We start from the raw sequence: 19,971 nt of genomic DNA, 5'->3' as shown, positions 1-19,971 counted from the left end.
GGAAGGATCCAATGAAGTACGGGGAGGCCATACAATACATGTTTGATGCATTGCCGATGTTTCACAGGCAGGGGGCCTCAGCCATCAAGAAGGATCTGACCAACATTCGTGATTTATGTGAAGCGATGGGACATCCCCAGCAGCAATTCAAATCCATCCACATCGCCGGTACCAACGGCAAAGGAAGTGTATCGCATATGTTGGCTGCTGCTTTCCAAACTCATGGCTTTAAAACTGGCTTATACACTTCGCCGCATTATTGCGATTTCAGAGAACGTATAAAAATCAATGGAGTCTTTGTTCCAAAAAAATATGTTGCCAATTTCATTGAAACAAATAGAGATTTGCTCGAACGAATAAAGCCATCATTTTTTGAGATGACGGTCGCCATGGCTTTCTGTTATTTCAGAGATGAGAAAGTTGATATTGCTGTTATTGAAACCGGACTCGGAGGAAGGTTGGATTCGACCAATATCATTCATCCGGAATTGAGTATCATCACCAACATCAGTTGGGATCATAGCGATTTGCTGGGTAACACGATCCAAAAAATTGCAAAAGAGAAGGCAGGTATCATTAAATCCAAAACAGCCGTCCTTGTCGGAAGGAGACAAGAAGAATGCTTCCAGGTCTTTGAAGAAAAAGCAGCTGAAATGAATGCTGGCTTATATTACCCGGATGAACTTGTACCTGAATTCAGTGCTGTATTCGATGGATATGGTTTATCGCAAATCATATTTAATCTGAATAAGCAGCAATACAATATTCAAGCTCCATTAAATGGGATCTACCAGGCAGAGAATATCAGGACTGTATTGGCAGCCCTTCATCTTCTGCATCAGCAACAAGTAATTCAGCTTCAGACGCAGTCCGTTCAGAGAGCATTAGAAGAAGTTAGCCATCTTACCTATATGATAGGCCGTTGGCAAATTCTTTCTGAACATCCACTTGTGGTTTGTGAAAGTGCACACAATGAAGATGGCTTGAATTTTTTAATAAGGCAAGTTAGCCAGATCCCTTATAAAAAATTGCACATCGTGTGTGGCTTTGTAAAAGATAAAGATCTGTCCAGGATCCTGAGGCAGCTGCCGATAGAAGCGCAGTATTATTTTGTGCAGGCTAAAATTCCACGCGCCTTGGATTCTGGGTTGCTCATGAGTAGTGCTAAGGAATATGGTTTATCGGGAAAACATTTCAAATCCGTCAGAAGAGGTTTTGTTCAAGCATCCAAAAATCTTGGGCCCGATGACTTTCTCCTGGTTACAGGAAGTATTTTTGTGGTAGCCGAAATCCTGGAAAAGATACCGGAAATGCAGAACTCAAAAAGAAAATTGGAAGTACAGGATTAAAACAGGCTTATTTCGCACAAATGCTTCCAGGATTGGATACAACCGAAGTTGCAACCAATCTAAAAGACGAATGTTACTAGTGAATAAACAAAATAAGATCAGGTCATGAGGATTGTTATTGGAGTTGGTGGTGCAAGCGGGTCGTTGTATGCTAAAGTCATGTTGCAAAAACTCATGCTTCAAAAAGAACACGAGATACAGCTTGTTTTCACCGGCAATGCAATGCAAAACTGGAGACTTGAAAATCCCGAGGTAGACCCCATGGATTTTACGTTTAAGATATTTGACAACAAAGATTTTTCGGCCGGTTTTGCCTCGGGTTCCGGAAAATTTGATGCCATGATCATTTGTCCCTGTTCAGCTGGATTGATGGGCAGGATCGCAAATGGAGTATCAGACGACCTGATGACGCGCTCGGCCGATGTGATGTTGAAAGAAAGAAAAAAGCTAATCCTCGTTTTGAGGGAAACTCCCCTTCATCTCATTCATATAGAAAACATGAGGCAGCTAACTTTGGCAGGAGCAATTATTTGTCCGGCGATTCCTTCATTTTATTCAAAACCTCAGACTATGGATGAACTCGCGCTAACCGTGAGCAACCGCGCACTGGAATTGGCGGGAATCGATACGGCTTCATTCCAATGGGGCAAAAGCTAATTTCAAGTCAGAATGCCATTAATTGAAAGCAAATGCCCGGAAGGCCAATCGGAATTGTATATCTGGTCCATCGAAGAAGACGATGCTTTTTTTCTGAATGCAATGGATTGGGATGAGCGGTTGATAAAATGGTTGACGACCATTCACCCCCTTCGTAGAATAGAATACCTGGCTTCCCGTTATTTGATATTCAGCTGCACCGGTAAAAACGATGCTCATTTATTTAAGAATGAAACCGGTAAGTTATTTATCAGAGATTCCCAAAAGCATTTGTCCATTTCCCATTCTGCACAGTGGACGGGATTGGCAATGTCTATTCACCCTGTTGGATTTGATCTTCAGGCTTATCGGGATAAAATAACTTCGATCTCAAAACGTTTTTTGTCGGAAGCTGAACAGAAAAAAATTCAGCAAGCTGGAATGATGAATACAAAGGATTTGTGCGCTGCATGGTCGATTAAAGAAGCTGTTTACAAGGCACATGGAAATAAAGGCATCATTTTTTCAGAGCAGATTGAATTGGATGTGGATGCCGAACAGGCTTATTCTAAAAAAGCTTTTTTACATTTATCGGGAATGGTGAAGTCATTTCAAATTTGGTATGAAAAAAATGAAAAATATGTCAGTGCAATGGCTTTGGAAATTTAATCCGGGCATTTTTATTTTATTTGGATTTCTGGTGTTGTGGTCCTGTAAATCCAACACCCATAAAAAACAAGACGGCGGTCTCCAGTTGCCAAATGATTTCGTTGAATTTTACGAAGCGTTTCACAACGATAGTTTATTTCAAATGTCTCATATAAATTTTCCTTTAAAAGGATTGCCTGATGGAGCGGATCCAGAAGAAAAAAACTACGATGATTTTTATTACACTGCAGATCAATGGATCATGCATCGCAAATTCGATCCAAAATTGTATGCGAGTCAGTTTCATCTACTTGCTGATATTTTGATCGAAGAACGGATTACCGAGAAAAAATACCAGCTCATGATGATTCGAAGATTTGCGAAAGGATCCTCGGGATGGAGTTTAATTTATTATGCGGGATTAAATAATTGGACAGGGAAGGAAGGAGGATGATTGAGGGGAGAGGGAGGGGGTTTTTCGGTGTTTCGAAATTTCGACTTTTCGGCGGGACGACTTTTCAAGTGTTCGATTGTAAAACTAACAATCGTTCGTTCATTTTATATCATAATGGAATTAAAATTAAACATTTTTCATGGAGCCGAATTCCCTAAAAGCCTAAAAGCCTAAAAGCCTAAAAGCCTAAAAGCCTAAAAGCCTAAAAGCCTAAAAGCCTAAAAGCCGAAACCTCGAAACCTCGAAACCTCGAAACTTCGAAACTTCGAAACCTCAAACATTCCGTAAGTCGGGATGACTGGATTCGAACCAGCGGCCTCTTCGTCCCGAACGAAGCGCGCTACCAGACTGCGCTACATCCCGAATTCAGCATGGGTGTGGGTGTGAGTGTGGAATCCAGCATGGGTGTGAGTGTGGGTGTGGGTGTGGAATTCAGCATGGGTGTGTGTGTGAGTGTGGGTGTGGAATTCAGCATGGGTGTGTGTGTGAGTGTGGGTGTGGAATTCAGCATGTGTGTGGGTGTGAGTGTGGGTGTGGAATTCAGCATGGGTTTGAGTGTGAGTGTGGAATCCAGCATGGGTTTGAGTGTGAGTGTGAGTGTGGAATCCAGCATGGGTTTGAGTGTGAGTGTGTTTTGTTTGGGGGAGTTGTACAATGTACTTTGAACGGCTTATAAGTTATTATCCTATTTTCAACTCCACAATCCATATATGAGCCACCACGCAGACTCGAAATGCGGACCCAGGCATTACGAATGCGTTGCTCTACCAGCTGAGCTATGATGCCAGATTTCTAACACCTGTTTTTACGACAGGTGGCTGCAAATTTAATGGGAAGTAGGAAATTGTATGGATTGGCTGCACTTAAAATGTAAATAAAAAAAGGCCGCATCGTTGATGCGGCCCCCCTAATCCCTGTGGGAAAACAAATCCCGATTTTAAACGAAGCCTAAAAAACTCTCATTTATATCTTAAACGCGCCAAAAAGCCAAATGGTTTTTGGTTTTCGTTAAGGTTTTCCTAATGATTTTACTGCAGAACAACTGAACGCTCCTCCATCATTTTGCGGATGTTGATGAGTGCATAGCGCATGCGCCCAAGTGCTGTATTGATGCTAACGCGTGTCAATTGCGATATTTCTTTAAAGCTGAGATCCGCATAATGCCTTAAAATGACCACCTCGCGCTGTTCTTCTGGAAGCATATCCACCAGGGACCTGATCCTGGTATGCATTTCAGACCGGATCATCTGATCTTCGCGATTTTCATCGGGAAGTTCAAGTACGTCGAAAATATCGAATTCGTCATTTCCACTCACCTTAGTGCGCCGTTTGTTACGGCGAAACTGGTCTACGCACATGTTATATGCAATACGGATGGCCCATTGTGAAAATTTACCTTCGTGGTTATAACCACCTCGTTTTAAGGTGTCAATGATTTTGATAAAGACATCCTGAAACAGATCTTCGGCCTGCTCGCGGTCTTTTACAAATAAATAAATAGAAGTGTAAATTTTTTGCTGATGCCTGTTGAGTAATTCTGCAAAAGCAGACTCATTGCCTAAAAGATACTGCTCGATCAGCGCCTGATCAGAAAGATTAGTTACTTGCATACCCTTATTATTTAGTTTTTAATAAAGTGTAGAAGTTCTAATCTATAGGCTTTTATTGTTGTTTACAATTGAATTACGGTCTAAAGATACAACAGGAACCCGTTTTGCTGTTTGAAAATTTTCATTTAACGAAATTTTAACCGCTAAATACGCTGTTTCCTAAGTAAAAATATCAAAAAAAGTGCCAATAACAAGGAATTTTATCAATTATTTCTTCAGATCTTGAAAAATCATTCTTTTTGCACTCTCTTACTTCAATGAACACTTTGCATAAAACCCAAAACACGATCGAAATCAAAGGAGCACGCTCCAATAACCTGAGGAATGTAGACGTCTCTTTGGCTAAAAACCGTTTAATTGTGGTTACCGGGGTATCAGGTTCTGGAAAATCATCTCTGATCATAGACACCTTATATGCTGAAGGACAAAGGAGATATGTGGAGAGTTTGTCGGCTTATGCCAGACAGTTTCTCAACCGGATGAAAAAACCCGATGTCGATTACATCAAAGGTCTCTGCCCCGCCATCGCGATTGAACAACGGGTGGGTTCTTCTAATGCCAGATCTACGGTAGGTTCCCTTACGGAAATATACGATTTTCTCAGGCTACTCTATGCCCGCCTTGGGAAAACATATTCTCCCGGTGAGCGGACAGGAGGTTAAAAAACACGAAGTGAGAGATGTGGTCGATGCCATTAAATTACTTCCAGCCGATACCAAAGTATATATATCTTTTTCGCTGCAACAGGAGTACCCGGAAAGAAGTTTTCTACAGGAATTGAACATCCTGCTTCAAAAAGGATTTACCAGGATCTATTTTAAGAAACAGCTCTTGCTTATCGAGGACGCTTTAAAGAGTTTAGATGCCACAATTTTGCGAAAAAAGCTCGACGATAAAACACTGAAAGACTGTTGTGTGGTCGTAGATCGCTTCAAAACCCAGCAAATGGATGAGGATTTTGAAAAACGGGTAGCCGATTCCATTCTCACCGGGTTTGCTGAAAGTCATGGCAATTGTAAACTGATCATCAATGAAGATCAAATTGTTTCCTTTTCAAATCGGTTCGAGCTCGATGGCATTACATTTTTGGAGCCCTCACCGCAGTTTTTCAATTACAACAATCCCTACGGGGCTTGTCCGGTATGCGAGGGTTATGGAAGGATCATCGGGATTGATGAAAATAAGGTTATTCCCAATCAAAATAAAAGCATTTATGAAGATGCTATCGTTTGCTGGAAGGGTGAAAAAAGCAGCGAATGGCTGACTCCCCTATTTAAAATTGCTGAGTCTATTGGTTTTCCCTTACATATTCCCTATAAAAAACTTAAAGCTGCTCAAAAAGAAATTCTTTGGTACGGATCCGCTGCAATTGAGTGATTACGAACGCGAACTGGGAAAAAGATTGCTTCCGGAAATCATCAACAGACTCGAAGTATTAAATCATATTGGATTGTCCTATCTGAATCTGGATAGGCTTGCTTCAACCTTGAGTGGAGGCGAAACCCAGCGAATCCATTTGACAAGAACCCTTGGTTCAAATTTGACTTCATCGCTGTACATACTCGACGAACCCAGTGTTGGATTGCATCCCAGAGATACTTCTAAACTGGTTTCTGCACTTTTACATTTAAAGAACCTGGGAAATACAGTAATCGTCATCGAACACGAAGAAGAAGTAATACGCCGTGCAGATGAAATTCTCGATATTGGGCCCGGTGCTGGTATTCACGGTGGAAATGTCGTTTTCAATGGCACCTACGAACAATTTTTAAAATCCGGTGCTGATCATTTGACATCCGCGTATCTCTGCGGACTCAAAACCATACCTATACCATTACGCAGAAAAATTCCGCAGGACAAAATCAACTTGCGGCAGGTTTCGCTTCACAATCTTCAAGATCTGGATGTCAGTTTTCCTTTGAGAAGTATGATTGGTGTTTCGGGAGTTTCTGGTTCCGGAAAAACTACTTTGATCAAACATGTTCTGCATCCTTTGTTGCAGCATGCAATTCAGGGAGAAGGTCAGGAAAATTTGAGTATTGGTGTCCTTGATGGCGATGTAAAAAGGATCAGTCAGATCGAAATGGTCAATCAGCAGGCATTGGGACGTTCATCCAGAAGCAATCCAGCGACCTATGTCAAAGCATACGACGAGATCAGAGATATTTTCCGCCAGCAAAGTCTTTCCAAACTAAGAGGATACCAACCCAAACATTTTTCGTTCAATGTGGAGGGTGGCCGTTGCGAAACTTGCAAAGGGGAAGGAGAGATCATTGTGGAAATGCAGTTTCTTGCCGATGTGGCATTGTTGTGTGAAGATTGCAATGGAAAAAGATTCACCAATGAGATCCTTGAAGTGAAATACAAGGAGAAGAATATTTTCGAAATACTCGAAATGAGTGTGGAGGAAGCTTTGAGTTTTTTTTCAGACAAAAAGGATATTGTAAAAAAACTTAGGCCCTTGCAGGATGTGGGTCTCAATTATCTGAAATTGGGTCAATCTTCATCTACCCTGTCTGGAGGTGAGGCGCAAAGGCTTAAACTGGCATATTATCTTGGATTAGAAAACACCAGTGAGCATATTTTTTTTATATTTGACGAGCCTACAACTGGACTGCATTTTGATGACATCCGCAAGTTGTTATTTGCATTGCATGCTCTGGTCGAAAAAGGCCATACGGTTTTGGTTATTGAGCACAATATGGATGTTCTTAAAACCGTGGACTGGCTAATCGACCTCGGACCCGGCGGTGGCAAATACGGAGGCAGATTATTGTATCAGGGTCCGCCGGAGGGAATTAATGAAGCAAAAGAATCCATAACGGCGATTTATTTAAAAGGCAAATTGGAAGAAGTACGATAGAGGAGGGATAATGGAGGATGCATGGTAGATGAGTAGTTGATGGATGATAGTTGAGGGAGGTTAGTTGAAGGATGAAGGATGTTGTTAAACTAACATTCGTTAGCTTATAAATTGGAAAGCTTTGAGTTTTTTGCTTTTTGTTCCCCTAATGGCCTAAAAGTCTAAAAATCAAAAAATTAGAAATAGTATTCCTAAGTAAAAGCAATCTATATCATATGAACAAGAAATTCGGATTATTGAAAATGTTTTTTATTCTATTCCTGTATGCTGATTCAGCCTTTGCCCAGGATACCATAACCATCCAGACCCTTACCTGGGATTCTGCTGGCAGAGAAGGTTGGTACCAGTTTCAGGACCTGCAGGGATCAGACATAGAACGAATCAATCTTATCTACAATATCCGGTGTAAAAATGCCCAGGTGGGGAATGGAGGCGTTGGTTGTGGTGAATGGGACTACAGTTGCAATACATTTGTCACAGATACCTTGAGAAAGGATTCAGTTCTGCAAATTCAACGGAGATACGTGATTCCGAATTTCAATGGCTCTGAATTTTATTATGCGAATCAACCCACCAGTAATTGCATTTCTTATTATCAGAAAAAGGGAATTTACAGTGCATTGTCAAATGAAGTGAATGGAACCATAGGTCCAGATGACAAGCTATTGCAATTTAAAAGTGAACCGGGAAAGTTTTACTATTTGTTTACAGCTGCTGAATTGTCTAATGCGAATCTGAAAGCTGGAAAAATTCATGGCTTACGATGGAATTTTGCTAAAACTCCGGGCGAATTGTCTTTTTTAAAAATTAAAATGAAGAACACCAGAGCTGGTTCTATTCGGGCAACGGGATTTGATCTCGATAACATGACCGAAGTTTACTTTCTCAATACTCCTATAACCAATGCGGGGCTGCAAACTCTGATGTTTTACAACAGCTTTACCTGGGATGGCAATTCCAGTTTGCTGGTTGAAGTAAGTTGGAATGCGTCAAATACTACAAGTGAATGGGATCTCAGAGCGCATACTTCACCTGATATGAGTCTTGGCTCGAATATAACAAGCCATAGTTTGTTTCCTTTTGGAAGTCCGGGATATCCAATAGACAATCAGAAATTAAAAACCATTTCAAATGAGGTTACCATAGCATTTTGGGCATACGGAGATGCCGAAATTTTGCCGGTGAACACGACCGTATTGGAAGGAACAGATCAGGCTAATAACAGACAGGTCAATGTGCACTTGCCCTGGGGGAATGGTTCCATTTACTGGGATTGCGGAAATGATGGTAACGGTTACGATCGCATTGAAAAAGCCGCTGCTACCAAAGATTTTGAAGGTCAGTGGACGCATTGGGCTTTTACAAAAAATACAAGCACCGGAGTGATGCAAATATTCAAGAACGGAATTTTATGGCATTCGGGTACAGGGAAAAAGAAAGCGATTTCTATAGATATAATGAAACTGGCTTCCAATATCAACGATCAGACATTTTATTATGGAAGGCTTTCTCATTTTGCAATATGGAACAAAGAACTGGATTCGATGAACATCCGGAATTATATGTTCGATCCATCGAATCCAATGCATCCCCATCTTAGTGCACTTCAATATTATTTTCCCTTGAATGATGCTGATCCCGGTCAAATTCGCGATTTGTCGCCCAATCCTGTTCATATTTCTGGGCAAACCGATTTGAATTGGTATGTCGAGAAGGGACGCAATATCGTTAGCGGATTTCAGGACTTGCCTACAAGACCCGTAACAACTTTTATTCAAGGAACCATTAATAGTTTTCAGGTCGAAACCATTCCTGCTCTTGAAGAATTCAGCACTGTGAAAACTCCGGTGACTGAATACGAGATCGTCAATGGAAAACCTGTCGTAAAGAATAAATTTTTAGTGTATCCAGCAGGAGATTTTATCATCAAAGATGAAAACGGGACTCCCATAGATTTTAAGGTAGTTCCTGAAGATGGGGTGTTCACGATGGAAGACTTGAAATACCAGCGATACAATCCTGCAAAATTTGAATTGCTGTCATTGGTAACGCCATACGGAAACGGATTGGATCTTACCAAAGATGGAAAAACATTTGTTTTTGATATTACCGATTATGCCCCGGTATTGAAAGGTTCGAAAAAAATCAGTGTTGAATTTGGAGCCTGGCAGGAAGAAATGGATCTCAAGTTTCAATTCATCAAAGGAAAACCGGCCCGCGAAGTTTTGGAGATTCAAAACGTTTATGCTTTTCAGCGGGGGTATTTTGGAAATATTCTCAACAATGAAGTTTTTGAACCTCGGAATTTAGTTCTGCATCCTCAGGCAAGTTCTTATAAGATCAGAACTACGGTTACCGGTCATGAGCAAAATGGCGAGTTTGTGAGCCGGAGTCACTTCATCCGTGTTGATGGAAACAAGGCATTCAAAAAATATGATTTTACGGTGTGGAAGGAATGTGCAGACAATCCGATTTACCCACAAGGCGGTACCTGGATTTTCGATCGGGCAGGTTGGTGTCCGGGTGCAGCATCTGATGTGCACCAATTTGATATCACAGCTTTAGGGGATCCCGGAACAACTGCCCGAATCGATTACGGTTTGAATGGAGCACACATGGATGCTGCAAACTACCTGGTATCTTGTCAACTGGTGAGTTATGGAGCGCCAGCGTATTCGGTTGATGCGGGTATTGAATCTGTGATCAGGCCCAATACAGGTCGCGTCGAATTTGAAAGATTTAACCCGGCATGCAGCCGGCCGGCGATACAAGTTAAGAATTTTGGTTCTGTGGACATTCAAAGCATACAAATTCGCTATCAGGTGTTAGGCGGAAGATCTTTGGAATATACATACCAGGGACTCATCAAACCCCTTGAAATCAAAACTATCGATTTGCCTGTGGATCACTACGATTTTTGGACGAATGCAACAACTACATTGTTTGGAGTGGAGCTGATGAAAGTCAATGATATGGACGATGAAAATCCCGGAAACAATGCAATGAACAGCAATTTTAAATTAGTGCGTTCTTTTGATTTTGATCCCATTTTCGAAATCAGAACCAATAACATTGCGGGAGATAATGGTTATCGCATCAAAGACATGAATGGAACTGTATTGGTAGAGAAAAAAAATCTTGCCGCGGCAACGACCTTTCAGGAAAATTTAAATTTACCCAACGGTTGCTATACACTGGAAGTTGATGATGCAGCTCAGGATGGTTTGTCTTTCTGGTATTTTCCGAATTATGGCAGCGGAAATGCTAGTATCAAACGGAGAGTGAATAATAACGTGATTCCCATGGTGAGCTTTAAACCCGACTTTGGTGCCGGATTCAAATACGATTTTATCGTGAACAAAGTGACCGCCACAGAAAATGAGTCGGCTGCATATATCATTAGCATTTACCCAAATCCTTCCAGCGACCAGGTTATTCTCGATGTGACCGGCGGATTCTCGAATCATGGAAGTCTGGTTCTTTATAACGCGTCCGGACAAAAGCTAATGGAGGAAAAAATCGAGCGGACAGACGGAAAAAGTTCACATTCTTTTTCTGTCAGCGGACTCCAAAAGGGTCTTTATTTTGTACACTTGCAATTGGATAATCAGCTCGTCGTGCGTAAATTGATTGTGGATTAATAGTAATTCATTATTCTGATTTCCTTATGAAGAATTCAATCAAAAGGCTCTGCAAACTACTTATTAATAGGGGAAGATGGGCCTTATACATTTGGTTTTGGATTCCCATAACCATACATGGGCAGGAGAAATCAACAGATCCCTGGCTGCTGGAGCAAAGACTTCCCGATTGGGCATTGTCGGTTTATCAAAAGCAATGGGCAACCAGGGATTATATTTTATGCAGCGACATGAATCCCTTTTATCTCGAATCTGATTTTAACGCGGATCGTCAAAGCGATATCGTATTATTTGTCGAACACAAGGGAAGTCGTAAAAAGGGTTTGCTCATTCTGCATGGCTTAAAAAATGAATATTTTTTACTGGGTGCCGGAAAAGAATTCGGCAACGCAGGTGATGACTTTAACTGGATCGATATCTGGAAGGTCCACCGCGTAAAATCAACAGCAAACAAGGCGAATCTTCCAAATACTTCCAACACTGCAATCTGGGTCGAGAAATCCGAATCGGCAAGTGCCCTCATTCAATGGGATGGGAAGAAATACATTTGGAAACAGGCGGGAGACTGAGGGGGAAGTAAGCAGTAAGCAGTAGGCAGTAGGCAGTAGGCAGTTGGCAGTCAGCAGTTGGCAGTGAGCAGTTGGCAGTCAGCAGTCAACAGTAAGCAGTCTGTAAGTCTTATAGTCAAGCAGTCATCCCGATAAAATTGAATAGATCATCAATTGTGAAAAAATTATAATCCATTTTATCGGGAAGTCAAGCAGTCTATCTGTCTGCTTGGAAGAATTACTAACATTTGTTAGTTTCAATTCAGAATGCAAATTCTTCGCTTTAAGCTTTAAGCTTCTCGCTTTAAGCTTCTCGCTTTTTGCTTTTCGCTTTAAGCTTTCCTCGAAACGTATTCTTCCACATCATACTCTCAACCGGTAGATGCGTGCGCTGATTGTATTTAGCATTCGTTTTGCGGTTGTAATAATTGGCAATTTCACCTTCTACGGCAAAATAAATCAATTGTCCGATAGGCATACCTGCATAAATGCGAACGGGTTGAACGCAACTGATCTCCAGGGTCCAGCTGTTGCAAAATCCTACATCGCCTTTGCCGGCTGTTGCATGAATGTCGATACCGAGTCTGCCTACGCTGGACTTGCCTTCGAGAAAAGGGACGGCATGATGGGTTTCGGTGTATTCTTCGGTGACACCGAGGTAAAGGGTGCCGGGCTGCAGCACAAATCCTTCGGCAGGAATTTTGAAATACGAAATGGTATTGTGTGTTTTGGCATCCAACTCGCGCGCATCATAAACGGCAAGGGTTTCTCCGAGGTGCACGTCGTATGAATTGGTACCCAGGTTTTCCGGGCGAAAGGGTTCAATGACGATATCACCGGTTTCTATGGCTTCGAGTATTTTATTGTCGCTTAGGATCATGATTTAGTCAATTTTCCAACAAATTATTTTTTTATCATCACTGGCTGAACAGAGTAAATGATGGCCGGGATACCAAACCAATGCATTCACCGAGTGCTGGTGGGCCGCAAAATTAGGTCTGGAAAGTTCCTTGACCAAATCATATTTTTCGGAATCCCAAATCCTGATGGATTTGTCCCTGCTGGCTGTTGCTAACCAGGATGTTCCGGCGAGTATGCAAATATCATTTATGCAAAACCAATGGGCATCCAGTGCGCGAAAGACGTCTGAAAAGCCATTTGAAATTTTTAGCTGAGCATCGAGTCCGCCTGTAATGAGGCGTTTTTGAGATGCATCCAGGATTTGGGAAAAAACGGCTGACTTGTGTCTTGCGGTCTGTTTTTCAATTTTTTCAAAACCCGGAAGATCGATTGCATACAGATCGCCCGCATGATCTCCGATGTATAATTTTGAAAACTCCTGATCATAACTTATGGATCGCAAACGCGTTGCACTGAGTTGGTACTGATGTAAAAGTTCAATGCGTACGGGATCCCAAATACTGATGATTCCATCACCACCAATACTCGCGATGGATTCTCCTATGGCAATGATTTTGTATATCGAAGCGCGATGCGCTTTCAATCGGCGCGCTGCATCAGGATTTGTCATGGGAATGAAAAACAATTCCCCTTCCATACTTCCTGCGATGATCATATTACTACCTTCCAGGTAATGCAATGAAAAAATCCTCGAATCCGTTTTGGCAAGGAGTTGTCCGTTGTTTGACGTTTCGGGGTCCCAGGAAACAATCCAGCCATCACCCCCCGCACTAAGCAGTGTGCCTTGTGCTCCAGGCGACATCGTATAGATAGCAGACTGGTGTCCTTCAAGTGTATGGATGAGTTGGATAGGCATGAATAATTAAAAAGGAAAACTAGATTCCCGATGTGAACCTACAAATAACCAAATGAAAGGCGAAATAGTTTTTTCAATTCATTTCCACGTTATATTTCCACGATTACACGAGTGAATACCAAGACACATTTTGACTCATGGAATTTATACAACTTTTTAGAAAATTACCCAAGTGGAATTCAATGATTTTGATAACTTTCAAATAAATGGATGGTAAGGTCTGTGAACAGTTTTTATTCGTTTCATTCACAGAAATCTTTTGCCTTCAAGTACCCAAACCCAATTCCATTACAATCCTTAACTTTGCAATTCAAACACGCATCCATTGAAAAAACACAATTTTTACGCCGGTCCCGCCATTTTGCCAAAGATTGTTTTGGAACAAGCTGCAGCAGCCATTCAGGAATTTGCCGGTATGGGTTTATCCTTATTGGAAATATCCCATCGGAGCAAACAATTTGAGGCTGTTATCGACGAAGCCAGTCAACTGACACTCGAATTGATGGGACTCGGAGACGATTATACGGTTCTCTTTTTATCGGGAGGCGCCAGCAGTCAGTTTTACATGGTCCCCATGAATTTTTTGAATGAAGGGGAAACTGCATGTTATGTAAATTCCGGTGTATGGTCGACCAAAGCAATTAAGGAAGCCAAATTATTTGGCAATGTAAATATATTGGCCAGTTCAGAAGCAGATAAATTCACGCATATTCCTAAAAATTTTGAGATACCGAAGGATGCCAACTATCTGCATATTACCTCCAACAATACCATTTACGGAACGCAGTATCACGAATGGCCGGAATCACCCATTCCCTTATTCTGCGACATGTCAAGCGATATTTTCAGCAGAAGACTCGATTTTTCTAAATTTTCATTGATTTACGCAGGCGCACAAAAAATCTGGGACCTGCGGGTGTAACCCTGGTCGTATTGAAAAAGGCCTTGCTGGAAAAGGTAAAACGAAAAATGCCCGCCATGCTGCAGTATAAAATTCATGCAGAAAATGGAAGTATGTTCAATACGCCTCCAGTGTTTCCAATCTACGTGACCATGCTCACCCTGAGATGGGTTAAAGAAATGGGATTGGAGAAGATGGAAAAAAGAAATTCAGAAAAAGCACAAACGCTGTATCGCGAAATCGACCGGAATAGTTGTTTCCATTGTCCGGTAACGACGGAAGATCGGAGTTGGATGAATGTAGTCTTCAAAGTACACAATCCGGAACATGAAAATATGTTTTTGATCTTTGTAAAGCAGCAAGCTGTGTAGGTTTGGCAGGCCATCGCTCTGTAGGCGGCTTTAGGGCATCACTATATAATGCATTGGAACTTGAAAGTGTTCAGGCACTTGTTTTGCTGATGCAGGATTTTGAAAAAACTCATGGCTAAACCTGTTGTAGTAACCGAACTCAAACGAATTTCTTTTCCGGGATTTGAATTGCCACTTGAAATTGTTTATGAACAAAGGCGAAGTGCAAGGGTTTCTTTTGCCAAACACAAGGCTATTTTGCGTTTGCCCCTGTTATCCAATACCAGTCAGAAAGAAGAATTCACGAAATGGGCTCATGATTGGATTTCAAAAAAGCTGAAATCGGATGTCAAACTACGAAGCAAGTACATTCCTAAGGATTACCGCAGCGGACAGCTAATTCAGTTGCGAGGTCGGGAATTTGTTCTCGACGTCAGGGAAGGCATGGAACAAAAATCAGCTTCGGGTCAGCTTAAAGCTTACGTCATTTACATACGATTGCCTTTGGGAGTTGATGCTTTCCAAAAACAAAAACTTTGCAGTAGCATCATCAGCAGGATCCTGGGAAATTACTTTCACAAAGAAATTTCGGAACGCGTACATGAATTGAATCGCAGATTTTTTCAAAAAGAAATTGCAGGCATCAGACTCAAACACAACACAAGTAATTGGGGCAGCTGCAGTTCGAAAAAGAATATCAATCTTTCCACCCGGCTCTTGCTCACTCCCGATTTCATAACTGATTACATCATCATCCACGAATTGGCTCACCTGGTTCATATGGATCATTCCGATCGATTTTGGAAACTGGTTGAAAAAATCATGCCCAACTATAAGATTGCAGAAACATGGCTGACTAAGAATGGGGATGGGTGTACGTTTTGAAACGTGGAGACTTTCCGAAGTTTATTTCCCGCAGAGGACGCAAATTACGCAGATGAATAGGAGATGAATAGAATATTTCTATAGGATAGTTTCTGATTTCTTTTCTGCGAAATCTGCGAGCTCTGCGTGGAGACTTTCCGAAGTTCATTTCCCGCAGAAGACGCAAATTACGCAGATGAATAGGAGATGAATAGAATAATTCTGTAGGATATTTTCTGATTTCTTTTCTGCGGAATCTGCGAGATCTGCGGGGGTTTATTTCCCGCAGAAGACGCAAATTACGCAGATGAATAGGAGATGAATAGAATAATTCTATAGGATAATTTCTGATTTCTTTTCTGCGGAATCTGCGAGATCTGCGGGGGACTTTCCGAAGTTTATTTCCGCAGAAGACAATTGCGTGAATAGGAGATGAATAGAATAATGAGGTAGACTTCTGCGGAATCTGCGAGATCTGCAGGGGACTTTCCGAAGTTTATTTCCGACAGCCACCAGACTGGGAAAATGAAATTCTGGTCGTTCAAGCGGTGATTTGCATAATCTGAAATAACCCAAATAAAGGTTCAGAATCTGGAAGAATTCCATTTAATAAATATCTGACATTGTTAAATATAAAATTTGCGTTAGTCGATAAGTCACGAAATAAAATACAATATTTCCAACTAGTTTTAGGATTCAAATCTAATAAATCTAAAATGCTTATGCATTCTGAAAATGAATTGTCTTATATTATAAGAGGTGCAATTTATAAAGTATTTAGCGCTCTCGGCCCTGGATTACTGGAATCAGTTTATCAAGTTGCTTTGCAATATGAGCTTCAGAAATCCGGGCTAGAAGTTAAACAACAGGTAGCTCTGCCTTTGGTATATGATGGAGTAAAATTGGATATCGGATTTCGAATTGATTTGCTTGTAGAGAATTTGGTTATTATCAAAATTAAGTCAATTGAGTGCCTTTCCCCAGTTCATCACATGCAAGTATTGACTTATTTAAAATTGTCAGCGAAGAAGCTTGCAATATTGGTAAATTTTAACTGTGAAAGAATTGAAAAATCTATTTTCAGAAAAGTGAATAATTTGTAGTATTAAGAATTTTAAATCAAATCCCAATTCGTTAAATTGAATATCAGCAATGCATTTAATAAATTTCAATGGAAATAAATAATTAGTTCTATAAGCGCACTATTAAAAAAAGAAAGAGAATTTTCCGCAGAGGACGCTGATTTTCGCAGAAATTTAATGAACTTCGAAAATTCAGTATCCAAATCTGTGTGATTTGCACAAAAAGTCAAGTGATTTAGGCAATACAATAATAAAATCAAATCAACTTTATTTGTTATTTGTACACTAACACATGTTAGTTAATTTATGGTTATATATAAACTAACATTCTTCCTTGCTTTTAGCTTCAGGCTTTTGGCTTCTAGCTTATCTCCCCCTCAATCATTTCCCCCCATATTGATTTCTATACCCCCCTTCTTTTGATGCCCCTTGATGTTGTAAGAGATGCCCAATAAAAAATAACGGCTCAGGATATTGGTACGCGTAAGGTCCGTGTAATTATACTCAGACCTGGTGGAGATCCCCTTGTTTTTGTTCAAAAGGTCAAAGCAACTCAAACTGACTCTGAGCTTTTTGCTTTTAGTTACATAGGCAGATAAGCTGGCTGTCCATAAAGGGTAACTTATTTTTTCTGAAGAAAACGAAGCTTGGATTAGCATGTAATCCATGGATGATTTCAGGTGGATATATTCATTGAACTGGATTCCTAAAATTGCATAATATGTCTGATCTTCATAAGATTGATTCGTAAATCTATCTGCACGATACTTCGATTCTATTGTGTTGTACTTATATCCAACCAAAACGTCCACCACATCTTTATTCCGGTTTTCCAGTGAAAAATGGTAGCCATATCCTTGTCTGTTGATAACTGAATGGACCTGGTTGATCACCGTGAAGCCCCTGTTGTAATTGCCTTTGAATACAGCCCTAGCTTTTATTTTCAATGGCCTGATGGGAGTTTCGTATTCAATCCGGCCTTGATTGGTAAATTCGTTTTGAATGTTGACCGGCTGGTAGTGTCGAACGAGCGTACTATCCAGGCTCAGACTTTCAGTTATTTTATCAAAGACATAGTTGGATTGTAAACTAATATATAACATGGTAAAATTGAAGGCATCATAACGCATATACGACATGCTGGCTGCATGAAATTTTTCGGGTTTCAGATCTGGATTACCCGTGTATATCGCCAGCGGATTGCTGTTGTTGACTGCGGGTTGTAAACGAATGATGTCTGGTTCATTGAGTTGGCTGAAATAATTAAAATTGAAATGTTCAGACAAACCAAACCGGTATGTAAAAAATGCCTGTGGCAACAAAGCTGAATAATGATTTCTGATTCCAGGAATTTCTTCTTTGACGGTCCCGTCTAAAGTCGAAAATTGATAGTTGCTGCCTACCGTAAAATTGTATTTCTCCCTGCTTACAATGAAACTCAGTCCCAGGTGTCTGCGCGTGAAGTCATTGCGGTAAGCATGAGAAAGCGTGAAATTTTTAAAAGGCTGCGCATTTACCAGATCAAAATAGTCGCTGCTGGTATTATAATTTTGGTTGGATAAAGCCGATTCAATTTCGAGATAGCGTTTTTTATTCAAGGGTTCTGTCCAGGAAGCTTGCACATCGTAAAAGAGTCCGTCGTTGTTCCTCTTTTGATTCTGCAGGAGGGTATCCTGACCGGCGCCAGGGTAAAAGGTTTCATAATAAGAGTTCAGCAAAGCATCGGAATTCGAATTGGAGTAATTCACGGAAGAATTCAAAGTCAGAATTCTTCCTGGTTTACCGGTCTTTCTTTGCCAAAACGCATTGACAGATATTTTTGATAAATTCCCGTGGTTCGAAAATAGATTGTGGTTGCTGTTAAGCATGGTGAGTGTTGTATCCAACGTTTGGTTTTGTTCGTTAGAATTCAAATCGTTGGTACCTAATGAACCATTTGCATTCACGACGACCTGATTTACGGAATCTGGTTTGGTTTTGAATTTTAATGTAAAACTCCCGGAAGCACTTTTTGAAATTTGATCCTCCTCAACATCTGTTATGAATCTGTTTTCCGGCAATAGGTTTTCCCGGAAAGAAAAACGATCCAGTGTGTTTTTAAATTGATTGGCAAAAACAGATGCCTCCAAAGAAGATTTGGAAGAAAAATCTGAAGTCAGGTTCACTCCACCGGCAAATGATTTTTGAATTCCCTGGTTGTTGTTCAAGCCCAAAGGCAATCCGGAATTTTGGTCGAGGTTGATGCTGACTCTGCCACCTCCGTTACCACCCATCAAGGCGCCAATCCCTCCCATAAAATCGATGTAGTCATTGATGGAAAAATTTTGTTCATTGACGTTGTTGGCCAATCCAATGAAGGAAGTCCGGAGGGCTGGTGTAAACCGAGTTTATATTTGCTCTGCCCTTAAAACGGTCATCGCTGCCTCCGGCCAATTCTGCAGTACCAAAATATCCAACTTTCCTGTCTTCTTTAAGTTTTAAGTTAATGGATCGTTCCCGTTGTCCGTCGTCAATTCCGGTGAATGCAGTTTGATCTGATTTTTTGTCAAATACCTGAACTTTATCGATGGCGTCCGCATCGATATTTTTTGTTGCAATTTTGGTGTCTTTTCCAAAAAACTCTTTTCCATCGACCATTACATTTTGAACACGCTCACCCAGTGCTTTCACAGATCCATCCCTTTCCACTTCCACGCCGGGTAATTTTTTTAACAAATCCTCAGCCATATCTCCGGGTTGAACTTTGAATGCAGCGGCATTGTACTGGATGGTATCTTTGCCAAAGCTCATCGGACTTGCATAATCTTTTACTTCGATTACATCCAGTGATTGCGTTCCGGGCTTGAGTTTGAGATCGCCTAGTTGCAATTCTTCATTTGTGTTTTTAATATTTATATGTTGTGTTTCATATCCCAGATAAGTGAGTTGTAAAATGAGGTTGGGATGGTTGGAAAGATTTAATGAAAATGAACCATTTCTGGACGAATTCGCAAATTCCACCATGGTCGAATCGGCTGCATTCATCAGAATAATCGTTGCATATTCAAGCGGAATATTATTTTCATCCAATATTCTGCCCGATAATTTTTGGGCCATGGTAGTACCGCCAAATAAAAATAGCAGAGCAGATACCGTTATGAGCTTATTCATTGACAATCTCAGTAATAAGTGTTTCATATGTTTGTGGTGTAAGCGATTGTCAATTCCTTTCTTCACGGATGATCATTTTTACACCGGGGCCCTTGCCA

General features: G+C 40.9%; 14 protein-coding genes, 2 tRNA genes and 2 pseudogenes. 11 read left to right on the top strand and 7 right to left on the bottom strand.

The features are described 5' to 3' along the window. Nucleotides 1-11 precede the first annotated feature (11 nt). The 4 genes from IPM34_13845 (at nucleotide 12) to IPM34_13830 (ending at nucleotide 3,087) form a co-directional block, all read left to right on the top strand. Nucleotides 12-1,349 carry a bifunctional folylpolyglutamate synthase/dihydrofolate synthase gene (locus IPM34_13845; protein MBK8956618.1) on the top strand — a complete coding sequence of 446 codons (1,338 nt, stop codon included), beginning with the start codon at nucleotides 12-14 and terminating at the stop codon, nucleotides 1,347-1,349. Between the two features lie 105 nt (nucleotides 1,350-1,454). Continuing rightward, nucleotides 1,455-2,006, top strand: a complete 552-nt coding sequence (locus tag IPM34_13840; protein ID MBK8956617.1) for a UbiX family flavin prenyltransferase — start codon at nucleotides 1,455-1,457, stop codon at nucleotides 2,004-2,006. A 12-nt stretch (nucleotides 2,007-2,018) separates the two neighbouring features. After that, a complete protein-coding gene (locus IPM34_13835; protein MBK8956616.1) occupies nucleotides 2,019-2,654 on the top strand; it encodes a 4'-phosphopantetheinyl transferase superfamily protein in 636 nt (211 codons plus the stop codon). Further along, a complete protein-coding gene (locus IPM34_13830) occupies nucleotides 2,626-3,087 on the top strand; it encodes a DUF4348 domain-containing protein (protein ID MBK8956615.1) in 462 nt (153 codons plus the stop codon). Before IPM34_13835 ends, IPM34_13830 begins: the two co-directional genes overlap by 29 nt. Before the next feature lie 289 nt (nucleotides 3,088-3,376). On the opposite strand, the gene IPM34_13825 is transcribed toward IPM34_13830, so the two are convergent. Then, a tRNA-Pro gene (locus tag IPM34_13825) sits at nucleotides 3,377-3,450 on the bottom strand. 8 nt (nucleotides 3,451-3,458) lie between these two features. Here IPM34_13825 and IPM34_13820 point away from each other — a divergent pair. Further along, on the top strand, nucleotides 3,459-3,752 hold the full coding sequence (locus IPM34_13820; protein ID MBK8956614.1) for a hypothetical protein: 294 nt from the start codon (nucleotides 3,459-3,461) through the stop codon (nucleotides 3,750-3,752). Between the two features lie 48 nt (nucleotides 3,753-3,800). Here the strand turns inward: IPM34_13820 and IPM34_13815 are convergent. Together IPM34_13815 and IPM34_13810 are read right to left on the bottom strand one after the other, a co-directional pair. Then, nucleotides 3,801-3,873 (bottom strand) — tRNA-Thr (locus IPM34_13815). A 242-nt stretch (nucleotides 3,874-4,115) separates the two neighbouring features. Next, nucleotides 4,116-4,697, bottom strand: coding sequence for a sigma-70 family RNA polymerase sigma factor (locus IPM34_13810; protein MBK8956613.1), 582 nt, complete (start codon nucleotides 4,695-4,697; stop codon nucleotides 4,116-4,118). A gap of 257 nt (nucleotides 4,698-4,954) precedes the next feature. Here IPM34_13810 and IPM34_13805 point away from each other — a divergent pair. The 3 genes and pseudogenes from IPM34_13805 to IPM34_13795 all read left to right on the top strand — a co-directional run bounded on the left by IPM34_13805 (nucleotide 4,955) and on the right by IPM34_13795 (nucleotide 11,770). After that, nucleotides 4,955-7,560 (top strand): annotated as a pseudogene (locus IPM34_13805) (excinuclease ABC subunit UvrA). 215 nt (nucleotides 7,561-7,775) lie between these two features. Further along, the gene (locus IPM34_13800; GenBank protein ID MBK8956612.1) at nucleotides 7,776-11,201 is read left to right on the top strand and encodes a T9SS type A sorting domain-containing protein; all 3,426 of its coding nucleotides are present in this window, start codon (nucleotides 7,776-7,778) and stop codon (nucleotides 11,199-11,201) included. Between the two features lie 26 nt (nucleotides 11,202-11,227). After that, nucleotides 11,228-11,770 carry a hypothetical protein gene (locus IPM34_13795; GenBank protein MBK8956611.1) on the top strand — a complete coding sequence of 181 codons (543 nt, stop codon included), beginning with the start codon at nucleotides 11,228-11,230 and terminating at the stop codon, nucleotides 11,768-11,770. Between the two features lie 283 nt (nucleotides 11,771-12,053). On the opposite strand, the gene IPM34_13790 is transcribed toward IPM34_13795, so the two are convergent. Beyond that, nucleotides 12,054-12,629 (bottom strand): dCTP deaminase, encoded by a 576-nt coding sequence (locus IPM34_13790; protein ID MBK8956610.1) that lies wholly within the window; start codon nucleotides 12,627-12,629, stop codon nucleotides 12,054-12,056. Nucleotides 12,630-12,632: 3 nt separating this feature from the next. Then, nucleotides 12,633-13,526, bottom strand: a complete 894-nt coding sequence (locus tag IPM34_13785; protein ID MBK8956609.1) for a hypothetical protein — start codon at nucleotides 13,524-13,526, stop codon at nucleotides 12,633-12,635. A 325-nt stretch (nucleotides 13,527-13,851) separates the two neighbouring features. On the opposite strand from IPM34_13785, the pseudogene serC reads away from it, so the two are divergent. The 3 genes and pseudogenes from serC to IPM34_13770 all read left to right on the top strand — a co-directional run bounded on the left by serC (nucleotide 13,852) and on the right by IPM34_13770 (nucleotide 16,744). Next, a pseudogene (gene serC, locus IPM34_13780) lies at nucleotides 13,852-14,917 on the top strand (3-phosphoserine/phosphohydroxythreonine transaminase). Continuing rightward, entirely contained in the window at nucleotides 14,910-15,662 is a 753-nt protein-coding gene (locus tag IPM34_13775) for a M48 family metallopeptidase (GenBank protein MBK8956608.1), read from the top strand. Before serC ends, IPM34_13775 begins: the two are co-directional and overlap by 8 nt. Before the next feature lie 701 nt (nucleotides 15,663-16,363). Further along, nucleotides 16,364-16,744 (top strand): GxxExxY protein, encoded by a 381-nt coding sequence (locus IPM34_13770; GenBank protein MBK8956607.1) that lies wholly within the window; start codon nucleotides 16,364-16,366, stop codon nucleotides 16,742-16,744. Nucleotides 16,745-17,100: 356 nt separating this feature from the next. Here the strand turns inward: IPM34_13770 and IPM34_13765 are convergent, their stop codons facing one another. Together IPM34_13765 and IPM34_13760 are read right to left on the bottom strand one after the other, a co-directional pair. Further along, nucleotides 17,101-19,071: a TonB-dependent receptor gene (locus IPM34_13765; GenBank protein ID MBK8956606.1), complete on the bottom strand. Its 1,971-nt coding sequence runs from the start codon at nucleotides 19,069-19,071 to the stop codon at nucleotides 17,101-17,103. Further along, nucleotides 19,052-19,900, bottom strand: a complete 849-nt coding sequence (locus IPM34_13760; protein MBK8956605.1) for a carboxypeptidase-like regulatory domain-containing protein — start codon at nucleotides 19,898-19,900, stop codon at nucleotides 19,052-19,054. The genes IPM34_13765 and IPM34_13760 overlap by 20 nt, the downstream gene beginning before the upstream one ends. Between the last annotated feature and the right edge of the window lie 71 nt (nucleotides 19,901-19,971).

This window comes from Saprospiraceae bacterium (assembly GCA_016716185.1).
GTDB lineage: Bacteria > Bacteroidota > Bacteroidia > Chitinophagales > Saprospiraceae > Vicinibacter.
This window is presented reverse-complemented; position numbering and strand designations above follow the sequence as displayed.